Source organism: Pseudomonas sp. YA1 (genome assembly GCF_058680555.1).
The window spans coordinates 71,180-90,821 of record NZ_JBZWBG010000014.1 but is presented as its reverse complement, the minus strand read 5'-3'; the positions used below and the strand labels follow the sequence as shown (position 1 = coordinate 90,821).

At 67.5% G+C, this 19,642-nt stretch carries 22 protein-coding genes; 3 read left to right on the top strand and 19 right to left on the bottom strand.

Annotated elements, in window-relative coordinates:
• Nucleotides 1–73 precede the first annotated feature (73 nt).
• Nucleotides 74–988: a LysR family transcriptional regulator gene (locus AC4OR5_RS20565; RefSeq protein ID WP_003133988.1), complete on the bottom strand. Its 915-nt coding sequence runs from the start codon at nucleotides 986–988 to the stop codon at nucleotides 74–76.
• A gap of 105 nt (nucleotides 989–1,093) precedes the next feature.
• On the opposite strand from AC4OR5_RS20565, the gene AC4OR5_RS20560 reads away from it, so the two are divergent.
• Nucleotides 1,094–1,693, top strand: a complete 600-nt coding sequence (locus tag AC4OR5_RS20560) for a short chain dehydrogenase (RefSeq protein ID WP_003108693.1) — start codon at nucleotides 1,094–1,096, stop codon at nucleotides 1,691–1,693.
• 10 nt (nucleotides 1,694–1,703) lie between these two features.
• Here AC4OR5_RS20560 and AC4OR5_RS20555 read toward each other — a convergent pair whose 3' ends face one another.
• A complete protein-coding gene (locus AC4OR5_RS20555) occupies nucleotides 1,704–2,102 on the bottom strand; it encodes a DUF488 domain-containing protein (RefSeq protein WP_003086382.1) in 399 nt (132 codons plus the stop codon).
• A 94-nt stretch (nucleotides 2,103–2,196) separates the two neighbouring features.
• Here AC4OR5_RS20555 and AC4OR5_RS20550 point away from each other — a divergent pair, with 94 nt between their 5' ends.
• The gene (locus AC4OR5_RS20550) at nucleotides 2,197–2,862 is read left to right on the top strand and encodes a COG3650 family protein (protein ID WP_003082099.1); all 666 of its coding nucleotides are present in this window, start codon (nucleotides 2,197–2,199) and stop codon (nucleotides 2,860–2,862) included.
• 28 nt (nucleotides 2,863–2,890) lie between these two features.
• Here AC4OR5_RS20550 and AC4OR5_RS20545 read toward each other — a convergent pair whose 3' ends face one another.
• The 11 genes from AC4OR5_RS20545 to AC4OR5_RS20495 form a co-directional block, all read right to left on the bottom strand.
• Complete coding sequence (locus AC4OR5_RS20545; protein ID WP_003082096.1) at nucleotides 2,891–3,142, bottom strand: hypothetical protein; 252 nt, start codon at nucleotides 3,140–3,142, stop codon at nucleotides 2,891–2,893.
• The gene (locus AC4OR5_RS20540) at nucleotides 3,139–3,660 is read right to left on the bottom strand and encodes a GNAT family N-acetyltransferase (protein ID WP_058159961.1); all 522 of its coding nucleotides are present in this window, start codon (nucleotides 3,658–3,660) and stop codon (nucleotides 3,139–3,141) included. The genes AC4OR5_RS20545 and AC4OR5_RS20540 overlap by 4 nt, the downstream gene beginning before the upstream one ends.
• A gap of 10 nt (nucleotides 3,661–3,670) precedes the next feature.
• Nucleotides 3,671–4,768, bottom strand: coding sequence for a PLP-dependent cysteine synthase family protein (locus AC4OR5_RS20535; RefSeq protein ID WP_003086377.1), 1,098 nt, complete (start codon nucleotides 4,766–4,768; stop codon nucleotides 3,671–3,673).
• A gap of 10 nt (nucleotides 4,769–4,778) precedes the next feature.
• The gene (locus AC4OR5_RS20530; protein ID WP_003134004.1) at nucleotides 4,779–5,684 is read right to left on the bottom strand and encodes a DMT family transporter; all 906 of its coding nucleotides are present in this window, start codon (nucleotides 5,682–5,684) and stop codon (nucleotides 4,779–4,781) included.
• 113 nt (nucleotides 5,685–5,797) lie between these two features.
• Entirely contained in the window at nucleotides 5,798–6,145 is a 348-nt protein-coding gene (locus tag AC4OR5_RS20525; protein ID WP_003086373.1) for a Na+/H+ antiporter subunit G, read from the bottom strand.
• Nucleotides 6,142–6,411 carry a K+/H+ antiporter subunit F gene (locus AC4OR5_RS20520; RefSeq protein ID WP_003082079.1) on the bottom strand — a complete coding sequence of 90 codons (270 nt, stop codon included), beginning with the start codon at nucleotides 6,409–6,411 and terminating at the stop codon, nucleotides 6,142–6,144. Before AC4OR5_RS20520 ends, AC4OR5_RS20525 begins: the two co-directional genes overlap by 4 nt.
• Entirely contained in the window at nucleotides 6,396–6,920 is a 525-nt protein-coding gene (locus tag AC4OR5_RS20515; RefSeq protein WP_003134007.1) for a Na+/H+ antiporter subunit E, read from the bottom strand. Before AC4OR5_RS20515 ends, AC4OR5_RS20520 begins: the two co-directional genes overlap by 16 nt.
• Nucleotides 6,917–8,416 carry a monovalent cation/H+ antiporter subunit D gene (locus AC4OR5_RS20510; RefSeq protein ID WP_003086369.1) on the bottom strand — a complete coding sequence of 500 codons (1,500 nt, stop codon included), beginning with the start codon at nucleotides 8,414–8,416 and terminating at the stop codon, nucleotides 6,917–6,919. Before AC4OR5_RS20510 ends, AC4OR5_RS20515 begins: the two co-directional genes overlap by 4 nt.
• Nucleotides 8,413–8,751: a Na+/H+ antiporter subunit C gene (locus AC4OR5_RS20505; RefSeq protein ID WP_003082068.1), complete on the bottom strand. Its 339-nt coding sequence runs from the start codon at nucleotides 8,749–8,751 to the stop codon at nucleotides 8,413–8,415. The genes AC4OR5_RS20510 and AC4OR5_RS20505 overlap by 4 nt, the downstream gene beginning before the upstream one ends.
• Entirely contained in the window at nucleotides 8,751–11,552 is a 2,802-nt protein-coding gene (locus tag AC4OR5_RS20500; RefSeq protein WP_003082059.1) for a monovalent cation/H+ antiporter subunit A, read from the bottom strand. Before AC4OR5_RS20500 ends, AC4OR5_RS20505 begins: the two co-directional genes overlap by 1 nt.
• A gap of 328 nt (nucleotides 11,553–11,880) precedes the next feature.
• Nucleotides 11,881–12,345 (bottom strand): outer membrane lipoprotein, encoded by a 465-nt coding sequence (locus AC4OR5_RS20495; RefSeq protein ID WP_003082056.1) that lies wholly within the window; start codon nucleotides 12,343–12,345, stop codon nucleotides 11,881–11,883.
• A gap of 187 nt (nucleotides 12,346–12,532) precedes the next feature.
• Between AC4OR5_RS20495 and AC4OR5_RS20490 the strand changes: the two genes are divergently transcribed.
• On the top strand, nucleotides 12,533–12,775 hold the full coding sequence (locus tag AC4OR5_RS20490; protein WP_003082053.1) for a hypothetical protein: 243 nt from the start codon (nucleotides 12,533–12,535) through the stop codon (nucleotides 12,773–12,775).
• Here AC4OR5_RS20490 and AC4OR5_RS20485 read toward each other — a convergent pair.
• The 6 genes from AC4OR5_RS20485 to AC4OR5_RS20460 all read right to left on the bottom strand — a co-directional run bounded on the left by AC4OR5_RS20485 (nucleotide 12,754) and on the right by AC4OR5_RS20460 (nucleotide 19,557).
• Nucleotides 12,754–13,899, bottom strand: coding sequence for a glycerate kinase (locus AC4OR5_RS20485; RefSeq protein WP_003108682.1), 1,146 nt, complete (start codon nucleotides 13,897–13,899; stop codon nucleotides 12,754–12,756). The genes AC4OR5_RS20490 and AC4OR5_RS20485 overlap by 22 nt on opposite strands.
• A gap of 41 nt (nucleotides 13,900–13,940) precedes the next feature.
• Nucleotides 13,941–15,299, bottom strand: coding sequence for a GntP family permease (locus tag AC4OR5_RS20480; RefSeq protein ID WP_033984938.1), 1,359 nt, complete (start codon nucleotides 15,297–15,299; stop codon nucleotides 13,941–13,943).
• 159 nt (nucleotides 15,300–15,458) lie between these two features.
• Nucleotides 15,459–16,571 carry a CdaR family transcriptional regulator gene (locus AC4OR5_RS20475; RefSeq protein WP_003112517.1) on the bottom strand — a complete coding sequence of 371 codons (1,113 nt, stop codon included), beginning with the start codon at nucleotides 16,569–16,571 and terminating at the stop codon, nucleotides 15,459–15,461.
• A gap of 7 nt (nucleotides 16,572–16,578) precedes the next feature.
• Nucleotides 16,579–17,226 carry a pyridoxamine 5'-phosphate oxidase gene (gene pdxH, locus AC4OR5_RS20470; RefSeq protein WP_023107023.1) on the bottom strand — a complete coding sequence of 216 codons (648 nt, stop codon included), beginning with the start codon at nucleotides 17,224–17,226 and terminating at the stop codon, nucleotides 16,579–16,581.
• A gap of 98 nt (nucleotides 17,227–17,324) precedes the next feature.
• Complete coding sequence (locus AC4OR5_RS20465) at nucleotides 17,325–18,206, bottom strand: OmpA family protein (protein WP_491952847.1); 882 nt, start codon at nucleotides 18,204–18,206, stop codon at nucleotides 17,325–17,327.
• Between the two features lie 205 nt (nucleotides 18,207–18,411).
• Nucleotides 18,412–19,557: a serine hydrolase domain-containing protein gene (locus AC4OR5_RS20460; RefSeq protein WP_023094150.1), complete on the bottom strand. Its 1,146-nt coding sequence runs from the start codon at nucleotides 19,555–19,557 to the stop codon at nucleotides 18,412–18,414.
• Between the last annotated feature and the right edge of the window lie 85 nt (nucleotides 19,558–19,642).

Genomic DNA, 19,642 nt, shown 5'->3' with positions numbered 1-19,642 from the left:
GCGTGCCCGCGATGAGCTTCAGGCCGCATGGAAGCGGCCCGGAGTGCAATAGAGCCGCGTCGCGGCGAAATGTTCAACCCTCCAGGCCGATCAATTGTCGCCGGCTGCGCTCGAACCAGTCGAGCAGGTAATCGGCGAGCACCTGGGTGCGCCGCGGCAGGCCGCCCTGGAACGGATGGACGAGGAACATCGGCGTGCTGCGCGTCTGGTAGTCGCGCAGCAACCAGGCCAGGCGGCCGTCGCCCAGTTCGTCGTGGACCATGTATGACGGCAGCCGGGCGATGCCGGTGCCGGCCAGCGCGGCCTTCTTCAACAGGCTGTAGTGGTTGCTGGCGAGAAAGCCGGAAACCCGTACCCGCTCCAGCCGATGGCGGCGGTGATAGAGCCACTCCTCGTGGCCGCTGTAGTGCGAGTTCAGCAGGCACTCGCGCTCGGCCAGCTCGGCCGGGCGTTGCGGCTCGCCATGTCGCGCCAGGTAGGCGGGACTGGCGCAGGTGATTTCCTGCAGGACGAACAGCGGCCGCGCCACCAGCCGGGCGTCCTGCTCGACCCCAGAGCGGATCGCCAGGTCGAAGCCCTCGCCAACCAGGTCGCGCAGGCCGTTGTACAGGTCCAGCTCGACGCGCAGCCGCGGATGGCGCTCCTGGAAGTCCTCCAGCAGCGCGTCGAACAGGGTCTCGCCCAGCGAGACCGGGAGGGTCACCCGCACCCGTCCTTCCGCTCGCTCCTGCAGGCGCGCCACCGCCTGCCGCGCGCGCTCGGCCTGCACCAGCAAGGCCTGCGCCTCGGGCAGCAGCGCGGCGCCGGCGGCGGTCAGCGAAAGACGGCGGGTGGTGCGGTGCAAGAGGGTCACGCCGAGCTTCTGCTCGAGGACGCCAATGCGCTTCGACAGTTGGCCCTTGCTGCAACCGAGACGCTCGGCGGCGCGGGTGAAACTGCCCAGGTCGTGGAGTACGGCGAAGGCGGCGAGATCGTCCAGGTCCTTCACGATTGTTTCCCTATGAAAACGGTAGGTTGTCGATTGACAGGATTATCCACAGCAAAGGCGACTCTACACTGGAAACCACTCACCTTCACGCAACGAGAGGCCTGTATGAAAATCATCCTGATCGGCGCCAGCGGCACCCTTGGCAAGGGCATCGACAAAGAACTCGGCGAGCGCCACGAGATCGTCCGGGTAGGCCACAGCAGCGGCGATTTCCAGGTCGACATCAGCGACGCGGACTCCATTCGCGCCCTGTTCGAGAAGACCGGTCGCTTCGACGCGCTGGTCGCCGCGGTCGGCAAGGTGCACTTCGGCGCCCTGGAGGAAATGGGCGAGGCGCAATACCAGCTCGGCCTGCGCGACAAGCTGATGGGCCAGGTCAACCTGGTACTGCTCGGCCGCGAGTACGCCAACGACGGGGGCTCCTTCACCCTCACCAGCGGCGTGCTCGCCGAGCAGCCGATCCGCTTCGGCAGTTCGGCGAGCATGGTCAACTGCGCCGTCGAGGGCTTCGTCCGCGGCGCAGCCCTGGAGTTGCCGCGCGGCCTGCGCATCAACGCCGTCAGCCCGACCGTGGTCAGCGAGGCGCTGCCCGGCTACGCGCCCTACTTCCGTGGCTTCAAGCCGGTTCCGGCGGCGGACGCCGCGCTGGGCTACGCACGCAGCGTGGAAGGCGCGCAGACCGGCCAGGTGTACCGCATCTGGTAAGCGATATTTCTCAGGAGAGGCGGTCGGCGTAGCAGGTCGGCGAACTGCCCGGCTGCTGGCGGTCCAGCTCCTCCTCGAGGAACTCGGCCAGCACCACGGCATTGTTGTGCTGCTGGTCGTGGGCGCCGTAGAGCAGCGTCAGGGTGCCCTCGCGAGCGCAGTCGAGCAGGCCCCACCAATGTTCCGGGTGCGCCTGCAACTCGGCGCGGTAGTGTTCGCGGAAGCTGTCGAAGAGTGCCGGATCGTGGCAGAACTGCTTGCGCACCTCGTTGGAGGGCGCGACTTCCTTCAGCCAGTCGTCCATGGCCAGGGCTTCCTTGCGGATACCGCGCGGCCACAGCCGGTCCACCAGTACGCGCCGGCCATCGGCGGGCGACGCCGGTTCGTATACACGCTTGCATTGGATCATCGATCGACTCCCTGGTTGCGATGAAGTCCGATCCGGACTTGAGCTAGGCCCGGACGCTCGGTAACGTGGGCGCATTTTCGATGGAGTCTTCCCTATGCGCCCTGCCCGTCTGCTGGTCTACAGCCTGCTCCCCTTGTTCGCCGCCTGCCAGGTGTGGAAGCCCGAATCGCCGAGCACCAGTGTAGACACCCGCTTCCAGGGCGAACTGGTGAAGATCAACGGCGCGCTGCAATTCCGCCCCTGTACCGAGAAGCGCCTGTTCAGCATCGAGGACGTGGCCAATACCGGCCTGCGCCGCGAAGCCGACAGCCTGTTCGACGACGGCGCCCAGGGCCTGTTCGTCGACCTGCGCGGCACCATGGGACCGGCCAAGGTCCGCGGTACCGACGGCAAGCTGGAGGTCAGCCGACTGTACCGCGTGCAGAACGAGGGCCCCGGCTGCGACGACCCGAACTTCAAGCTGCTGACCTTCGCCGCCAACGGCAACGAACCCTTCTGGAGCGCCAGGGTGAACAACCAGGGCCTGCGCCTGGACCGCCCGGAACACGAAACCCTGGCCTTGCCTTACGTCGCCGAGGAACTGCCGAACGGCAGCACCAGCTATTCCAGCGAGGCGAACGGCAAGAAAGTCGAACTGTGGATCGCCCCGTCGTCCTGCACCGACAGCATGAGCGGCGCCTTCAGCAGCTACTCCGCCGAACTGCGCATCGATGGCGAGACGCTGCGCGGCTGCGCCTATCCGGGCGCACTGGGCAAGTGAAGCGAGGGGCCGCGCGACGGCCCTTTCCCTACAAGAGCAATCCGGCCTGCTCCAGGCGCCGCCGCAGCGCCGTCAGGCCGCCCTCGTACTCCCAGTAGGCGACGCGCCCGTGGGAGGCGCTGACCAGCAGGTATTTCTCGCTGATCGACTGGATCCGTTCGATGCGCAGCAGTTTCTCGACGAAGCGTTCCTCGCCGATCTGCTCGACGATTTCCCGGTTGTCCGCGTCGTAGCCGTGGACCATGAAGGCGGCGCGCACCTTGAGGCGGATGAAACTCATCGCACGGCTCTGCGCTGGAGGGAAAGATTGCGATGGCACACTGTCGAGCGCCCCGAGCCGTTCGGCCGCCGCGCCGGATTGGCGTAGGTCTCCAGCTCGACGAAGCCGGCCTTGCGCATCATTCCCGCCGACGCCAGGTTCTCTTCGTGACGATCGATATAGACGTCCTCGATGCCTTCGTCGGCCAGTTGGGCCAGCACCGCCTCCAGCAACGCGCTGCCGAGCCCCTGGCCGGCCGCCGCCGGATGCACTACCGCCTCGCAGATGTAGGCCCGCGGCGCATCGGCACGCTGCGGCTGGTAATGGGCGAAATCCTCGGTGCGGCGGAAGCTGGCGAACCCCAGCAGCCGATCGTCGCGCTCGGCCAGGACGGCACGTACCTCGCCGTCGGCGATGGCTCGCAGATGCGCACGCACCCCCTCCTCCGGCAAATGGTTCCAGGGATTCGGCCCGTGGCTCAGCAGCAGGTCGGTCATGGCCTCGATATCGCCGGTTTCGGCAGCTCGCAAACGGTGCATATCCACTCCTTCAAAGTCCAACCACCAGCAGCCCGTCGGGCAACGCCACGCCGCGCTCGACGCAGGCAGCCAGCGCCTCGACCAGGGGTTCCAGTGCATAGCCCTGCCTGGCCAGCCAGACCGGATCGTAATAGGTGGTCGCATAGCGTTCGCCGCCATCGCAGAGAATCGCCACCAGCGAACCCTTCTCGCCGGCCGCGACCATTTGCCGTGCGGCCACCAGGGCGCCGATCAGGTTGGTTCCGCTGGAACCGCCGACCCGCCGCCCCAGGCGCCGGGCCAGGTAATGCATGGCCGCCAGCGACCAGGCGTCCGGTACCTTGACCATCGCGTCGATCACTTCCGGCAGGAAGGACGCCTCGACCCGCGGCCGGCCGATGCCCTCGATCCGCGAACCGCAATCCAGGGTCAGGCCACGGTCGCCGCTGACATAGGCGTCGAAGAACACCGAACGCTCGGCGTCGGCGCAGAGCACCCGGGTGCAGTGCTGGCGATAGCGCACGTAGCGGCCGAGGGTCGCCAGGGTGCCGCCGGTCCCAGGGCTGGAGATCAGCCAGGTCGGGGTCGGGTACGGCTCGTGGCGCATCTGCTGGAAGATCGACTCGGCGATGTTGTTGTTCGCCCGCCAGTCGGTGGCGCGCTCGGCATAGGTGAACTGGTCCATGAAATGGCCCCCGCTCTCCCGCGCCAGGCGTTCGGACTCGGCGTAGATCTGGGTGGGGTCCTCCACCAGGTGGCTCTGGCCGCCGTAGAAGGCGATCTGGGCGATCTTTTCCTTCGAGGTGCTGGCCGGCATCACGGCGATGAAGGGCAGGCCCAGCAGGCGTGCGAAATAGGCTTCGGAAATCGCCGTGGAGCCGCTCGATGCCTCGATCACCGGCGCGGCCGGCCTGAGCCAGCCGTTGCACAGCGCATAGAGGAACAGCGAGCGCGCCAGGCGATGCTTGAGGCTGCCGGTGGGGTGGCTGGACTCGTCCTTGAAGTACAGTTCGACGCCAGGCAGGCCGGGAGTCTCCAGGGGGATCAAATGGGTATCGGCGCTGCGCTGGAAATCCGCTTCGATGATGCGGATCGCCTCGCGGGCCCATTGGCGTTGGTCGACGGTCATGGAAACTCCTTCAGTTCAGGACGCCGGCCGGAGGCGGCGGCGGAGCGCTGCGCCACTGGCTGATGGCGACGCCGATGAAGACCAGGCCGGCAGCGAGCATCTGCGGGCCGTTGAGGGTTTCGCCGAGGAACAGCGAGGCGAATACCAGGGTGAAGACCGGGATCAGGTTGATGAATCCCGAGGCCTGGCTGGCCGGCAGTCGACCGACGCCGAAGTTGTACAGGCCGTAGGCGCCCACCGTGACCACCACGCCGAGATACACCACCGCCTGGATCCCCAGAGCGCTGGGCTGGCTCGGCAGGTCGGCGCTGGCCAGCGCCAGCGGCAGGAAGAACAACGTGCCGACGAATGCCTGCATGGCGGTCAGGGCGAATGCCGAGTAGCGCGCCGACAGGTGCTTCAGCAACAGGGTATAGCCGGTGGCGCAGAGCATCGCGAGAAGTTCGAAGAAGTTGCCCAGCAGCGGCTGCGGCGCGTGCAGGTCGGGCTCGCCGGCGAGGCTCAGCCAGATCGAACCGAGCACCGCCAGGCCGAAGCCGATCCAGGTCATCCGGCCGATCCGTTCGTGCAGCAGCAACCAGGCCCCCACCGCCACCAGCAACGGCAGCAGCGCGGTGATCATCCCGGCCTGGGCCGCGCTGGTGTATTGCAGGGCGAAGGATTCGCAGAGGAAGTACAGGCAGGGTTCGCAGACGGCCAGGCCGAGCAGGTACTTCCAGTCGCCCGGGCGGTAGTCGATGCGTCCCCGCCAGCGCCAGGCGACGAGGAACACCAGGCTGCCGAGGGCCATGCGACCGAAGATCACCCAGAGCGGCGGCAGTTCGCGGAAAGCGACCTTCAGCACCACGTACGAACTGCCCCACAGCGCCATCGCCAGGATCAGGCAGGCCAGGGCGAACCAGCGCGTCCGAGTCAAGGGAATCTCCACCACGGGCGCCGTCGCGGCGCCGGAAAAAGGACTCCCAGTATAGGCAGCCGACTAGCCGCGCCGACAGGCACAGAAAGCGGGCAAAACTGTTGCGCCGTGCCTCACTGCTCCCAGGGCTTGCCGCGAGTCTTCTTCTCCAGCGGCAACTGCTGCAGCACCGCGGCCTTGGCCAGCATGTAGGCGCTGACCGGAGCGCTGATGAAGAGGAACAGGCTGATCAGCAGCTCATGCAGGCTGATGCCCGCCTGGCGGTTGGAGAAATAGATCAGCGAGGCGACGATCACCCCGCCGACCCCGAGGGTGGTGGCCTTGGTCGGCCCGTGCAGGCGCATGAAGAAGTCCGGCAGGCGGTACAGGCCGATCGCGCCGATCAGGACGAAGGCGCTGCCCAGCAGGAGGAACGCCGAGACGAGGATTTCCACCCACAGGCTCAGGGGTTCGCCAGTCATTCGATGATGTCTCCGCGCAGCATGTATTTGGCCACCGCCACCGTACCGACGAAACCGAGCACCGCGATCAGCAGCGCCGCCTCGAAGAACAGGTCGCTGTCGCGCCAGATGCCGTACAGCACCAGCAGGGCGATGGCGTTCACGTAGAGGGTGTCCAGCGCCAGCGCCCGGTCCGGCAGGCACGGCCCCTTGACCAGGCGCGCCAGGGTCAGCAACAGGGCCAGGCCGAGCAGCGCCAGGCACAGCGGGATCACGTAAGCGAGCATGGGAAGATCTCCTTCAGCGGCGCTTCGTAGCGTTGCTTGATCTCGGCGATCAGCGCCGCCTTGTCCGGCACGTCGAGGCCGTGCACCAGCAGGGTCTTGCGGTCGTCGCTGAGGTCCGACGACACCGACCCCGGGGTCAGCGAGACGATGCTCACCAGCACGCTGATGGCGAGGTCGTTCTCCAGCTCGATCGGCACCTCGACGAAGGCCGGACGCAAGCGCTCGATCGGTCCGAGGGTCAGACGGGCAACCTGGACATTGGCGACGAGGATGTCCCACATCACCAGCACCAGCAGCTTCAACAGCAGCAACGGATGCCACTCCTGGCTGCGCCCGACCAGCAGGCGGTTGGTCAGCAGCGGAATGCACACGCCGAGGAAGGCGCCGAGCAGCCAGTGGCCGATGGCGAAGGAATCCACCAGCAGCAACCAGACCAGCAACAGCAGGACACTAAGCACGGGATGAGGCAATACGCGAAGAAGCGGACGCGGCAACGAACGGCTGATCATGCGGCACCTCCGCGGGTGATGATCTGGCGATACAGGTCGAGGTCGTGCAACTGCGCCGCGGTGGCCTGGACGTAGGCCAGCAGCGGCTTCGCAGCGAACACCAGCAACGGGCCGGCGGAGAGCAACAGGATGCAGGCGAACAAGCGGCCGTGGTCCAGTTCGGCGCTACCGAGCACGGTATGCCCGGTGCGCCAGAACAGTGTGCTGCCGGCCCGGCTCAACGCCACCAGCGCCACCAGGCCACTGCCCAGTACCACGCTCCACAGGGCCAGCGCCTGGCTGCCGGGAGCGACCGACTGCAAAAGCATGATCTTGCCGAAGAACCCCGACAATGGCGGCAGACCGGCGACGGCGATGGCACCGATGAAGAAAGCCCCGCCGAGCAACCGAGGGTTCTGCAACGCCGGGCCCTGGACCAGGTCGCCGGCCTTGTCGCCGCGCTGGCGGGCGACCAGGTCGGCGAGCAAGAACAGGCCACCGGCGATCCAGGTACTGTGCAGCAGGTAGTACAGCGACGCCGCCAGCGCCCGCTCGCTGCCCAACGCCACGCCAGCCAGGAGGGTTCCGGCGGAGACCACCACCAGGTAGGCCAGCAGGCCTTGCAGGGTCCGCGCCGCCAAGGCACCGATCGCGCCCAGGCCGAGGGTCGCCAGGGCCAGCGGCCAGAGCCAGGCCTGCGCCAGGTTGGCCAGCTCGCCGGCGGCCTCGCCGAAGACCAGCGTGTAGACCCGCAGGATCGAGTAGATGCCGACCTTGGTCATGATCGCGAACAGCGCCGCCACCGGCGCGCTGGCCGCGGCATAGGCGCGCGGCAGCCAGAAGTACAGCGGCAACAGCGCCGCCTTCAGGGCGAACACCACCAGCAGCAGGAGCCCGGCTGCCGCCAGCAGCGGCGCGCGCTCGGCATCGGCCATGGCGATCTTCTGCGCCATGTCGGCCATGTTCAGGGTGCCGGTGAGGCCATACAGGGTACCCACGGCGATCAGGAAGAACGCCGAGCCGACCAGGTTGAGGATCACGTAGTGCAGGCCCGAGCGGACCCGCTCCGCGCCGCCGCCATGCAGGAGCAGCGCGTAGGAGGCGATCAGGAGTATCTCGAAGAACACGAACAGGTTGAACAGGTCGCCGGTCAGGAAGGCGCCGTTGATACCGAGCAGCTGGAACTGGAACAACGCGTGGAAATGCTTGCCCAGGCGGTCGTCGCCACGCAGCGCGTAGATCAGCGCGGCGCTGCCGAGCACCGCGGTGGCCAGCAGCATCAGGGCGGCGAGACGATCGAGCATGAGCACGATGCCGAACGGCGCCGCCCAGTTGCCCAGGGCATAGACGCTCAGGTCGCCGCTGGCGGCCGTGCGCATCAGCAACAGACTCAATGGGATCAGCGCCAGCGCCGCGAGCAACGACAAGCCGCGCCGCCAGCGCTCGGCCAGCGGCAACAGCAACAGGCTGCCGGCAAACAGGGGGAGCAGGATCGGCAGGATCAGCCAATGGCTCATGGGCGCGGCTCCTCCTCGTCCGGGCGTCCATCTACGTGGTCGCTGCCGAGGTCGCCGAGGCCACGCAGGGCCAGGACCACGACGAAGGCGGTCATGGCGAAGCCGATGACGATGGCGGTCAGCACCAGCGCCTGCGGCAGCGGGTCGCCATACTCGCCGGGAGTGCCGATCACCGCGACGCTGCCGCCGAGCCGGCCCATGGCGAACAGGAACAGGTTGACCGCGTAGGAGATCAGCGTGAGACCGAGCACCACCGGGAAGGTCCTCGCCCGCAGCAGCAGGTAGACGCCGCTGGCGGTGAGCAGGCCGAGGGTGATGGCGAACAGGGCTTCCATCAGAGCGCCTCCTCTTGTGCGACGGGTTCAGGCATCAGGCTGAGCTTGCCGAGGTAGGACAGGATCAGCAGCGCGGCACCGACCACGGTGAGGTACACGCCGAGGTCGAACAGCATCGCCGTGGCCAGCTCGATCTCGCCGATCAGCGGCAACTCGAAGTGGCCGAACGCGGAAGTCAGGAACGGATAGCCGAACAGCCAGCTGCCAAGCCCGGTGAGCCCGGCGATCAGCACTCCGGCGCCAGCCATGGCCGCATAGTTCAGCGGCAGGCGCTGCTCGACCCACTGCGAGCCGCTGGCGATGTACTGCAGCACCAGGGCGATGGCAGTCACCAGGCCGGCGATGAAGCCTCCGCCCGGCAGGTTGTGGCCGCGCAGGAAGATGAACACCGAGATCAGCAACGCCAGCGGCAGCAGCACCCGCGACAGGGTTTCCAGGATCAGCGGGTGCTTGGCGTGGGCCCAGTTGCGACCCTGCGGGTCGCAGGTCGGCTTGTGCAGGGCGAAACCGGCGAGCATCGCGTAGATGCCGACGCCGGCGATCGCCAGCACGCTGATCTCGCCGAGGGTATCGAAACCACGGAAGTCCACCAGGATGACGTTGACCACGTTGTAGCCGCCGCCCCCGGAGACGCTGTTCTCGACGAAGAATCCGGCGATGCTCTCGTAGGGCCGGGTCAGCACCGCGTAGGCCAGCAGCGCCACCAGCATGCCGACCCCGCCGGCCAGCGCCACGTCGCGCAAGCCGCGCAGGCTGGAGGACTCCGCCGGAGTGCGCGAGGGCAGGAAATACAGCGCCAGCATCAGCAGGACCATGGTCACCACTTCCACCGACAGTTGGGTCAGCGCCAGGTCCGGGGCCGAGAAGCGAGCGAAGGCCAGGGCCACCAGCAGGCCGGCGACGCTGAGGATCAATAGCGCGACCAGGCGCATGCGATGGAACAGCGCCGTGGCCAGGCCGCTGAAGGCCAGCACCAGCATGCCCAGGGCGGTGATACCGTCCAGCGGGGTCAGCCCGCGCGAGCCGGTCAGCCTCGCCAGCGGCGCCAGCTCGACCGCCACCACGACCAGCGCCGCGCCCAGCAGCCAGGCCAGGTAGCGCTGCAGCGACCCGTTCTCCAGCCAGGCGGTCAGGCGCGCGGCCAGGGCCACCACACGTTGCACCTGCTGCTCGAAGACCAGCTTGGCGTCCACCTCCGGCAATCCGGCATACCAGTTGAACAGCGGCTTGCGCAGGACATAGACCAGCACACCGCCAACCAGCGCCACCACGCTCATCAGCAATGGCAGGTTGAAACCGTGCCAGATCGCCAGGCTGTATTCCGGCAGTTGCCCGCCAAGGCTGGCACTGGCGGCGGCGGCCAGCAGCGGCGCCACGGTGTAGGCCGGCAGCATGCCGACCAACAGGCAGAGGAACACCAGGATCTCCACCGGTACCTTCATGTAGCGCGGCGGCTCGTGGGGCGGGAACTTCGGCAACCGGGCCGGCTCGCCGTTGAAGAACACGTCGTGGATGAAACGCAGCGAATAGGCCACCGAGAACACCCCGGCCAGGGTCGCCACCGCCGGCACCAGCCAGTTGAAGCTGCCCAGCAGGTTCTGGCTGAGGGTTTCGCCGAAGAACATCTCCTTGCTGAGGAAGCCGTTCAGTAGCGGCACCCCGGCCATCGCCAGGGAGGCGACGATGGCCAGCACCGCGGTATGCGGCAGGTACTTCCACATCCCGTTGATCAGGCGCATGTCGCGACTGCCGGTCTCGTGGTCGATGATCCCGGCGGCCATGAACAGCGAGGCCTTGAAGGTCGCGTGGTTGATGATGTGGAACACCGCGGCGACGTTCGACAGCGGGGAGTCGAGGCCGAACAGCAGGGTGATCAGGCCCAGGTGGCTGATCGTCGAGTAGGCCAGCAGCCCCTTCAGGTCATGCTGGAACAGTGCCATGCCGGCGCCCAGCAACAGCGTTACCAGGCCGCTCAGGCTGACCAGGTAGAAGAACCACTCGGTGCCGGCCAGCGCCGGATACAGCCGGGCCAGCAGGAACACGCCGGCCTTGACCATGGTCGCCGAGTGCAGGTACGCGGAAACCGGGGTCGGCGCCGCCATCGCGTGGGGCAGCCAGAAATGGAAGGGGAACTGCGCCGACTTGGTGAACACGCCGAGCAGGATCAGGATCAGTACCAGCGGATACAGGGCGTGGGCGCGGATCAGCTCGCCAGCCGCGAGGACCTCGGTGAGTTCGAAGCTGCCGGCGATGTGGCCGAGCAGCAGCACCCCGGCCAGCAGCGCCAGGCCGCCCCCTCCGGTAACGGTCAGGGCCATCCTCGCACCCTTGCGGGCGTCGGAACGGCTGCCCCAGAAGCCGATGAGCAGGAACGAGGACAGGCTGGTCAGCTCCCAGAAGAGCATCATCAGCAAGAGATTTTCCGCGAGCACCACGCCGAGCATGGAGCCCATGAACAGCAGCAGGAAAGCGAAGAAACGCCCCATCGGCTCCTGTTCGGAGAGGTAGTAGCGGGCGTAGAGGATCACCAGCAGGCCGATGCCGAGGATCAGCAGGGCGAAGAGGAAACCGAGGCCGTCCAGGCGCAGGCTGAGGTTGATGCCGATTTCCGGCAGCCAGGAATAGCTGGCGGTCAGGGTCTGCCCGGCGAACACCGTGCCGCGCTGCCCGAGCAACAGGATCAGGCCGATCAGCGGCGCCACACCGGCGGACGCCGCGCACAAGGTGCGGCCGCCACGCTCGGCGAGCAGGGGCAACAACGCCCCCATGAACGGCAGCGCGATGATCAGCGCCAGAATCATGGGCTACTCCTCTTCGGTGGCGGAGCCCCCGGCATGCCTGGCCGGCGGTGCTTCCCCGCGGTTGTCGGTGCGCGGCCGGATCGCCAGCAGCTCGAAGCCCCGCCCGCCACCGGCAGGCGCGGCGCAACGGAGCTGCGATTATCGCAATCTATCGAACGAACGTCATGGATTGAATTATTACAAAATTCAGGCGTTCCGACTGCTGGAAAGCCGAAAAAAACTCTGCAACGGCAACGACTTGAAGCTTAGCAAGACAACCCCGGCAGTGGCTCGGCGACACAACGAAAACGGCCGGCGAAGTGCCGGCCGTGGGACAACGAGGGAAGAATCAGTGAGCGACGCGGCTGGTGCCGTTGACGGTCAGGATGCGCACGCGCTCGCCGACGCGGAAGATCTGGCCCTGATCGACCTGCTGGACGTAGGCGCGGGTGCTGCCGTCGTCTTCGCGCACGGTGATCTCGACGCCCTGGGTGCGCGTCAGGCCTTCTTCGGTAGCCGCGCCCAGCAGGCCGCCAGCGACCGCGCCGATGATGGCCGCGACGTAGCTGCCCTTGCCGCCGCCCACCGCGCTGCCGGCGACACCGCCGACGCCGGCACCGGCGATGGAACCGATCGGGGTCTTGGTGCCTTCGATCTTGACCGGGCGCAAGGCCTGGATGGTGCCCATGCGTACAGTCTGCACGGTACGGGCTTCCTCACGGCTGTAGGTATCGCCGGTGAGGCTGGATTGGCAGCCGCCAAGAGCCAGGGCCATGGCGGTGAAGGAAGCAACGATCAAGGCAGACTTGCGCATAACGGCATCTCCGAAAGGGATAACTGACGAATATTAGACTCTCCCGCAGCCGCTCCTGTCACCTGGCCGGCGCGAGATAATCGAATCGATTCAGCAATGGTACAGGTTCGTTCAGTTTCGACCGAACCCTCCCGCTTTCATCGGCGGGACCGATCGGCTAGGGTGAGCGCCCGCAGAAGGAACAGCCATGGACTATTTCATCATCGTCGTCACCACCGCCGCCGGCCTGTATTTCCACTGGTGGATCTACTGGCGCATCCGCCGCTGGATGGACCGCGACCTGGCGCTGTCATTCGCCGGCGACGACCCGCAAAAGCGTGACTATCTGTTACAGCGACTGGCCGAGGCCAAGGCCAGCAAGGTGAAGCGGCGCGACCTGCCGGCCTGGCTGGAGCGCGCCGCCGCCGACTACCCTTCCCGCGAAGCCTGAGCCAGGCGCCAGAGCCGGGCGATCTGCTCGGCGCGCGCCTCCAGTTCCGCCGCCGCTCCGGCACAGGCCTGCTCCAGGCTGATCGGTCCCGGCGCCAGGCTGAACGCCGCATCGATGCCGGCGTCGTGCAGGCGCTGGTAGCCGTCGCCCAGGCTGCCGGCCAGGGCTACCACGGGAACGCCGGCCTGGCGCGCGATCCGCGCCACGCCCACCGGGGTCTTGCCGTGCAGGCTCTGCGCATCCAGGCGGCCCTCGCCGGTCAGCACCAGGTCGGCACCGACCAGCGCATCGGCCAGCCCGGCCAGCTCCGCCACCAGTTCGATGCCTGGGCGGAAACGCGCACGGAGGAATGCCCTCGCGGCGAAACCCAGGCCGCCGGCGGCGCCGACGCCCGGCACCCGGCTGAAGTCCTCGCCCAGGGTCGCCGCGACCACCTTGGCGAAGTGCGCCAGGGCGGCATCCAGTTGCGCCACCTGTTCGGCGCTGGCGCCCTTCTGCGGGCCGAACACCGCCGACGCGCCGCGCGGCCCGCATAGCGGGTTGTCGACGTCTGCGGCGACTTCCACCGCGACATCCACCAGGCGCGGATCCAGCCCGCCCAGGTCAAGACTGTGCAGGCCAGCCAGCGCGGCGCCGCCGGGCGCCAGTTCCTCGCCGTCGGCAGCCAGGAAACGCACGCCGAGCGCGCTCAGCAGGCCGGCGCCGGCATCGTTGGTAGCGCTGCCGCCGAGGCCGAGGATGATCTTCCGCGCCCCGGCGTCCAGCGCCGCACGGATCAGCTCGCCAGTGCCACGGCTGCTGCTGCGCGTGGCGTCGCGGCGGTCGCGCGGAACCAGGTGCAAGCCGCTGGCGGAAGCCATTTCGATCACTGCGGTGGCGTCGTCCAGCCAGCCCCAGTGCGCCAGGGTCGGCTCACCGAGCGGGCCTTCGACCCGGCATTCGCGACGTTCGCCGGCGGTGGCGGCGAGTACCGCATCGACCGTGCCTTCGCCGCCGTCCGCCAGTGGCCGCAGCAACACCTCGGCCTGCGGGAAGACTCGCCGCCAACCGCGGGCGATAGCCTCGGCGACGTCGGGCGCGGACAGGCTTTCCTTGAACGAATCAGGAGCAATCACGATTTTCATCAGTCACCTCACAGGGCCGGGAGTCCCCGGCCCCGCTTCAATCAGAGCAGCACAAGGCTGAGCAGCCATACCGCGAGCATACCGGCGAGACCCTGGACCAGGGTCGCCAGGGTCTGGGCGCGATAGGCAGTGGATACGGTCATGCGGCTGAACTGGGTGACCACCCAGAAGAAGCTGTCATTGGCGTGGGACACCGTCATCGCCCCGGCACCGATCGCCATGACCGTCAGCACCCGGCCCATCTCGCTGTCCAGGCCGAGCTGCGGCAGCAGCGGAGCGACCAGCGCCGAGGTGGTGACCAGCGCCACGGTGGTCGAGCCCTGCGCGGTCTTCAGCGCGGCCGCCACCACGAACGGCATGAACAGGCCGATGCCCAACGCGGACAGGGTGCTGCCCAGGTAGTCGCCGAGCGGAGTGATCTTCAGCATCGCACCAAAGGCGCCGCCGGCGCCGGTGATCAGCAGGATCGGCGCGGCCGACTGGATGCCTTCCACCACGCGCTCATGGAATTCCTCGCGCTTGCTCTGGCCCTTGAGCAGGGTGCAGGCCAGCGCCAGGCCGACCAGCAGGGCGATCACCGGTTGACCGAGGAAGTTCAGGCAGGCGAACAGTACGCCCTCGCCCAGCGGCTTGCTCGGGAATACCGCGACCGAGCCAAGGCAGATCAACAGGATCGGTACGAAGATCGGCGCGAACGCCTGGGTCGCGCTGGGCAGCTTGCCGTAGCGGGCACGCAGCTCGCTGAAATCCTCTTCGGTCTGGACGACCTGGCCGTCGTCGACCAGGGGAATGTCCTTGCCGACGAAGCGATTGGCCCACCACATGCCGGCCATCGCGGTGACGAAGGCGACCACCAGGCCGACCACGATCACCAGGCCAAGGCTGGCGTCCAGGCCGAGGTTGCCGGCCGCGGCGATCGGTCCCGGGGTCGGCGGCACGAAGGTGTGGGTGGCGTAGAGACCGGTGGCCAGGGCCACGCTCATGGCGATGGTGGATATCTTCATCCGCGCCGCCAGGGCGTTCTTCAGCGAGTTGAGGATGACGAAGCCGGAATCGCAGAACACCGGGATCGACACCAGGTAGCCGATAATCGACATGGTCAGGGTCGGGAAGCGTTCGCCGAGCAGGCGGATCACGCTTTCCGCCATGGTGATCGCCGCACCGCTGCGCTCGAGGATCACCCCAATGATGGTGCCGAGCACGATGACGATGCCGATGTAGCCGAGGATGCTGCCGAAGCCGCCGGTAACGGTCTTGACGATTTCCGCCGTGGGTACCTGGTAGGCGAAGCCGGCGATCAGCGCGGCCGCCAGCAGGGCGAGGAACGGGTGCAGCTTGAGTCGCGTGGTGGACAGGACGATAAAGGCGATCAACGCCAGCAGGATCAGGACCAGGGTCATGAGCCGCCTCCTTGTTGTTATGGGTGTGGGATGGGCGCCCAGGGGCGGGTCATTTTCGCTCCGTCGGGACCGGCCACGCCTTGTGCAACGGCCAGAGGAAGACGGCGCTGGAAGGGGAACATTTTGTGCGACTGCACAGTGAATCGATTGATCCGCCCGTTACCCGCGGCGCGGAACGAGCAATTGCAGCCCCAGCAACAATTGCTGGCGGTGCTCCAGGCGAGCGAGATCGAGCCCGCTGATCGAAGCGATGCGCTCCAATCGGTAGCGCAGGCTGTTGCGATGGATTCCCAACGCCTGGGCACAGGCCTGGGCGTGCCCGTCATGGGCGCACCAGGACTCCAGGGTAGCGGCCAGCGAACCTTGCGGATCGTGGTCGAGCAACCGCTGCAAGGGCGCCAGCAGCTGCCGCACCTGCCAACTGTCGCGCTGGCTGAACAGCAGGCTGGCGAGGCGGTGTCCGTCCAGGGTCACGACCCGCCGACCGGGCAACCGGCTGCGCGCATAGTCCAGCAGGTCGCGCGCGGCGCAGGCCGAGGCGCGCAGCTCGGCCAGGTCATGCGCCGGGTCGCCGGCACACAGGCGCGCCACGCCCCAGCCGCGCGCGTCGGCGCGCTCCAGCCAGTGCTCGAGCGTATCTGCGTGGGCTACCGGCCGGCACCAGAACACCAGGCGCTCGCCCAGCGCCGCGCTCCAGTGCTCCGCCCGGCCGCCGAGTGCCGCCAGCAGGCGAGCCTGGCAAGGCAGCGGATCGGCATGCTCGGGCAGCTCCAGGAAGACCGCCTGGCGCGGCCAGTGCATGGCCAGCCCCAGGTGTTCGGCATCGGCCGCCAGCGCCCCGAGGCCGTGGCCGGGATCGAGCAACTGGCGCAGCCAGGCTTCGTGACGCTGGCGTTGCCAGTGTCGCTCGTCCTGCATCTGGCGCTGTTCCATGAGCATTTCCGCTGCCATCCGCACCAGCTCGGCATAGGGCCGGACCACCTCCGGCGCGCCGGTGATGCCGAGCACGCCGACCAGCCGCTCGGCGTGCAGCAACGGCAGGTTCACCCCTGGCCGCACCCCGCGCAGGCAGGCGGCGGCCTGCTCGTCGATTTCCACCACCCGCCGGTTGGCCAGCACCAGTTGCGCCCCTTCGTGGCGGGTATGCAGGCGCGATGGATCGCCGCTGCCGATGATCATGCCCTGGGCATCCATCACATTGATGTTGTGCGGCAGGATGGCCATCGCCCGATCGACGATGTGCTGCGCCAGCGTCGAATCCAGTTCGAACATGGAGGACTCAGGGCGCCAGGCGTTCGCGCGACCAGCCGCCGTCCTGGCGTCGATAGTCGAGACGGTCGTGCAGGCGGCTCGGCCGCCCCTGCCAGAACTCGATGCGCTGCGGCAGGAGACGGTAGCCGCCCCAGTGCTCGGGACAGCTCGGCGGCTGGTCGGCGAAACGCCGCTCGGTGTCCGCGAGCAGCCGTTCCAGCTCGGCGCGATCGGCGATGACCCGGCTCTGCGGCGAGGCCCAGGCGCCCAGGCGACTGCCCAGCGGACGCACCTGGTAGTAGGCGGCGGATTCCTCGGGAGTGACCTTCTCGACGCTGCCTTCGATGCGCACCTGACGCTCCAGCGCCGGCCAGAAGAAGGTCATGGCCGCCCGCGGATTGGCCGCCAGTTGCTGGCCCTTGGCGCTTTCGTAGTTGGTGAAGAAGGTGAAGCCGCGCTCGTCGAGGCCCTTGAGCAGGAGGATACGGCAATGCGGATAGCCGTCGGCGTCGACGGTGGCCAGGGTCATGGCGTTGGGTTCGACCGGCAGGCGCTCGGTCTTCACCGCGTCGTCGAACCACTGGCGGAACAGGCTGAAGGGATCGCTAGGGGCGTTGGCCTCGCTGAGGCCATCGCGGGTGTACTCGCGGCGCATATCGGCCAGGGACTGGGTCATGGCGCATCTCCAGGGGGAAATGCGCCATAGCTTAACCGCAGACTCCGCCTCGCGCTTGATCCGGGACAATGGCGCCAAGCGCCCTGCCCCGGTTCGGCTCAGTTGCCCTGGGCCAGGGACAGCAGGCTGGCGCGCTGGGTATAGAGCACTTCGACGCGACGGTTCTGGGCGCGGCCGGCGGCGCTGGCGTTGTCCGCGCGCGGCATGTCGGAACCGACCCCCTTCAGGCGCAATTGGTCGCCTTTCAGGCCGCTGAGGCGGAAGATCGCCGCCACCGACTGGGCACGCTCGAAGCTCAGCTTGTCGTTGACCGCCTTGCTGCCGGTGCTGTCGGTATGGCCGAGCACCAGGATACCGCTCTGCGGATCGGCCTGGGCCATCTTGGCGACCTTGCCCAGCGGGTTGAGGGTGATCGGCATCAGCATGGTGTGGCGCTTGGGATTGAACGAGTAGTCGGCGGGGGCGATGACGATCAATGCGTTGTCGCGGCGTTCGAGGGTGAACTCGCTACCGGCGATCGCTTCGCGCAGGGCTTTCTCATGAGTATCCAGCCACTCCTTGGTGACCTTCTGCTGGACCAGTGCCGGCTTGCCCGACGCCTTGCTCGCCGAGCTGGCGCCGAACGGCCACCACCAGGGGTTGGCGGCCTTCGGCTCGGCTGCGGCGGCGATTTCTTTCTTCGCCGCGGCGATCTCGGCCTTCTGCTCCGCAGCCTTGGCGGCTACGTCCCGACCGCCTTCGTCCTTGCCGAACGGCCACCACCAGTGGCTGGAGCCGACATGCTCGGCTTCGGCCTTCTGTTCCGTGGCCTGCTTGGCGACGGTCTGTCCGTCGTCCTTGCCGAACGGCCACCATGAATGGCTGGAAGCCTGCTCGGCCGGAGCCTTGGCTGGCTGCGAGGAAGCATCCTGGGTCTGGAAATAGCTGCAGCTGGAGGCGGTCATGCAGAGAAGAAGCGTCGAGGTCTTAAGCAGTTTCATACGTCGGGGTCCGTTGGAAGTGAAAGAAGGCGAGCCCGATGGAACATTCGGCTCAACCGCCGGTCACATCGCAGCGATGCCGGAGTCGATCCACTGCCCCGGCAACGCCCTATCTCATACGACGCTTTAGATTGTGTCGCTAAGCCATTATTTGGCAATGAAATTTAGCGTCGAGCCGACAAGCGGTTAAAAGTTAACCAACGGATTACAGACACTCCCCCGCGACACGCGCCAGCTGTTGCGCCCGCGGATCCATCAGCACGTACGGCCCCAAGGCGTTGCTGACAAAGGAAAAAGCCAGGTCGCGCTCGGGATCGGCGAAGCCGATCGAGCCACCCGCTCCAGGGTGGCCGAAGGCCTTGGGGCCGAGTCCGTAGGTCGCATTGGCCACGCCCGGTTGGTCGAGCATGGTGCCGAGGCCGAAGCGGGTCCGGGTCAGCAAGGTCCGATCCTCGCCTACCGCGTGTTCGTGGGCCAACTGGCCCAGCAGTTCATCCTCCAGCAAACGTCCCTGCAACAGGCCGCTATAGAAGCCGGCGAGCGCGCGCGCGTTGCCATGGCCATTGGCGGCCGGCTGCTGCATGCGTCGCCATTCCGGCTTGTTGGTGCTGGTGAGGATCGACGGCGGATTGGTGAAGGCACGGGTGGTCAGCGCCAATGGCTCGCTCATCATGGTCTTCAGCATGCGCTGGGCGGCAGCGTCGCCGAGGCTGCCCTTGCTCCGCGCCATGTGGGCGACGCGGTCGAACTGGCTGTCGTCCAGGCCGATATGGAAATCCAGGCCCAGCGGTGCCGCGGTGCGCGCCACGATGGCCTCGCCCGGCTCGCGGCCGTCGACCCGGCGGATCACCTCGCCGAGCAGCCAGCCATAGGTAATCGGTGCATAGCCGTGCGCTTCGCCAGGCGTCCACCAGGGCTCCTCGGCGGCCAGTGCCGTGGTCATCGCCTGCCAGTCGTAGAGTGCCTCGGGCGGCATCTGCTCGCGCAGCGCCGGCAGGCCGGCGCGATGGCAGAGCAACTGGCGCACGCTGATCGCTGCCTTGCCGGCCGCGGCGAACTCGGGCCAGTAGCGTGCCACCGGCGCGTCCAGTTCGAGCTTGCCCTCGGCCACCAGTTGCAGCACGGCAACGGCGGTGAAGGTCTTGGTGCAGGAGAACAGATTGAGGATGGTGTCGCGCTGCCAGGGCTGCTCGCCGTCCTTGTCCGCGACGCCGCCCCAGAGGTCGACCACCGTCTCGCCACCGACCTCCAGGCACAACGCCGCGCCGCGCTCCTGCGGATTGTCGAAAAGCCGGGCGAAGGCCTCGGCAAGCGGGGCGAAACGGCTGTCACAGTGGCCTTGGGGCGTCATGGGCAAGTTCCGGTGGGAAAGTGGTCGGAGCATTCTTCCAGCCCTCGGCGGCCTTGTGAACCCTGACATAAGAGGGGTTCGCCGC

Excerpts from the sequence above, each read along its gene's own strand:
- AC4OR5_RS20480 (WP_033984938.1), bottom strand. The coding sequence starts at position 15,299 with ATGACCCTGGTCCTGATCCTGCTGGCGTTGATCGCCTTTATCGTCCTG.
- AC4OR5_RS20485 (WP_003108682.1), bottom strand. The coding sequence starts at position 13,899 with ATGAAAATCGTGATTGCTCCTGATTCGTTCAAGGAAAGCCTGTCCGCG.
- AC4OR5_RS20490 (WP_003082053.1), top strand. The coding sequence starts at position 12,533 with ATGGACTATTTCATCATCGTCGTCACCACCGCCGCCGGCCTGTATTTC.
- AC4OR5_RS20535 (WP_003086377.1), bottom strand. The coding sequence starts at position 4,768 with ATGACCGTCGACCAACGCCAATGGGCCCGCGAGGCGATCCGCATCATC.
- AC4OR5_RS20550 (WP_003082099.1), top strand. The coding sequence starts at position 2,197 with ATGCGCCCTGCCCGTCTGCTGGTCTACAGCCTGCTCCCCTTGTTCGCC.
- AC4OR5_RS20555 (WP_003086382.1), bottom strand. The coding sequence starts at position 2,102 with ATGATCCAATGCAAGCGTGTATACGAACCGGCGTCGCCCGCCGATGGC.
- AC4OR5_RS20540 (WP_058159961.1), bottom strand. The coding sequence starts at position 3,660 with ATGCACCGTTTGCGAGCTGCCGAAACCGGCGATATCGAGGCCATGACC.
- AC4OR5_RS20460 (WP_023094150.1), bottom strand. The coding sequence starts at position 19,557 with ATGACGCCCCAAGGCCACTGTGACAGCCGTTTCGCCCCGCTTGCCGAG.
- AC4OR5_RS20560 (WP_003108693.1), top strand. The coding sequence starts at position 1,094 with ATGAAAATCATCCTGATCGGCGCCAGCGGCACCCTTGGCAAGGGCATC.
- AC4OR5_RS20500 (WP_003082059.1), bottom strand. The coding sequence starts at position 11,552 with ATGATTCTGGCGCTGATCATCGCGCTGCCGTTCATGGGGGCGTTGTTG.
- AC4OR5_RS20515 (WP_003134007.1), bottom strand. The coding sequence starts at position 6,920 with ATGATCAGCCGTTCGTTGCCGCGTCCGCTTCTTCGCGTATTGCCTCAT.
- AC4OR5_RS20545 (WP_003082096.1), bottom strand. The coding sequence starts at position 3,142 with ATGAGTTTCATCCGCCTCAAGGTGCGCGCCGCCTTCATGGTCCACGGC.
- AC4OR5_RS20495 (WP_003082056.1), bottom strand. The coding sequence starts at position 12,345 with ATGCGCAAGTCTGCCTTGATCGTTGCTTCCTTCACCGCCATGGCCCTG.
- AC4OR5_RS20505 (WP_003082068.1), bottom strand. The coding sequence starts at position 8,751 with ATGGAAGCCCTGTTCGCCATCACCCTCGGCCTGCTCACCGCCAGCGGC.
- AC4OR5_RS20520 (WP_003082079.1), bottom strand. The coding sequence starts at position 6,411 with ATGCTCGCTTACGTGATCCCGCTGTGCCTGGCGCTGCTCGGCCTGGCC.
- AC4OR5_RS20510 (WP_003086369.1), bottom strand. The coding sequence starts at position 8,416 with ATGAGCCATTGGCTGATCCTGCCGATCCTGCTCCCCCTGTTTGCCGGC.
- pdxH (WP_023107023.1), bottom strand. The coding sequence starts at position 17,226 with ATGACCCAGTCCCTGGCCGATATGCGCCGCGAGTACACCCGCGATGGC.
- AC4OR5_RS20525 (WP_003086373.1), bottom strand. The coding sequence starts at position 6,145 with ATGACTGGCGAACCCCTGAGCCTGTGGGTGGAAATCCTCGTCTCGGCG.
- AC4OR5_RS20465 (WP_491952847.1), bottom strand. The coding sequence starts at position 18,206 with ATGAAACTGCTTAAGACCTCGACGCTTCTTCTCTGCATGACCGCCTCC.
- AC4OR5_RS20475 (WP_003112517.1), bottom strand. The coding sequence starts at position 16,571 with ATGTTCGAACTGGATTCGACGCTGGCGCAGCACATCGTCGATCGGGCG.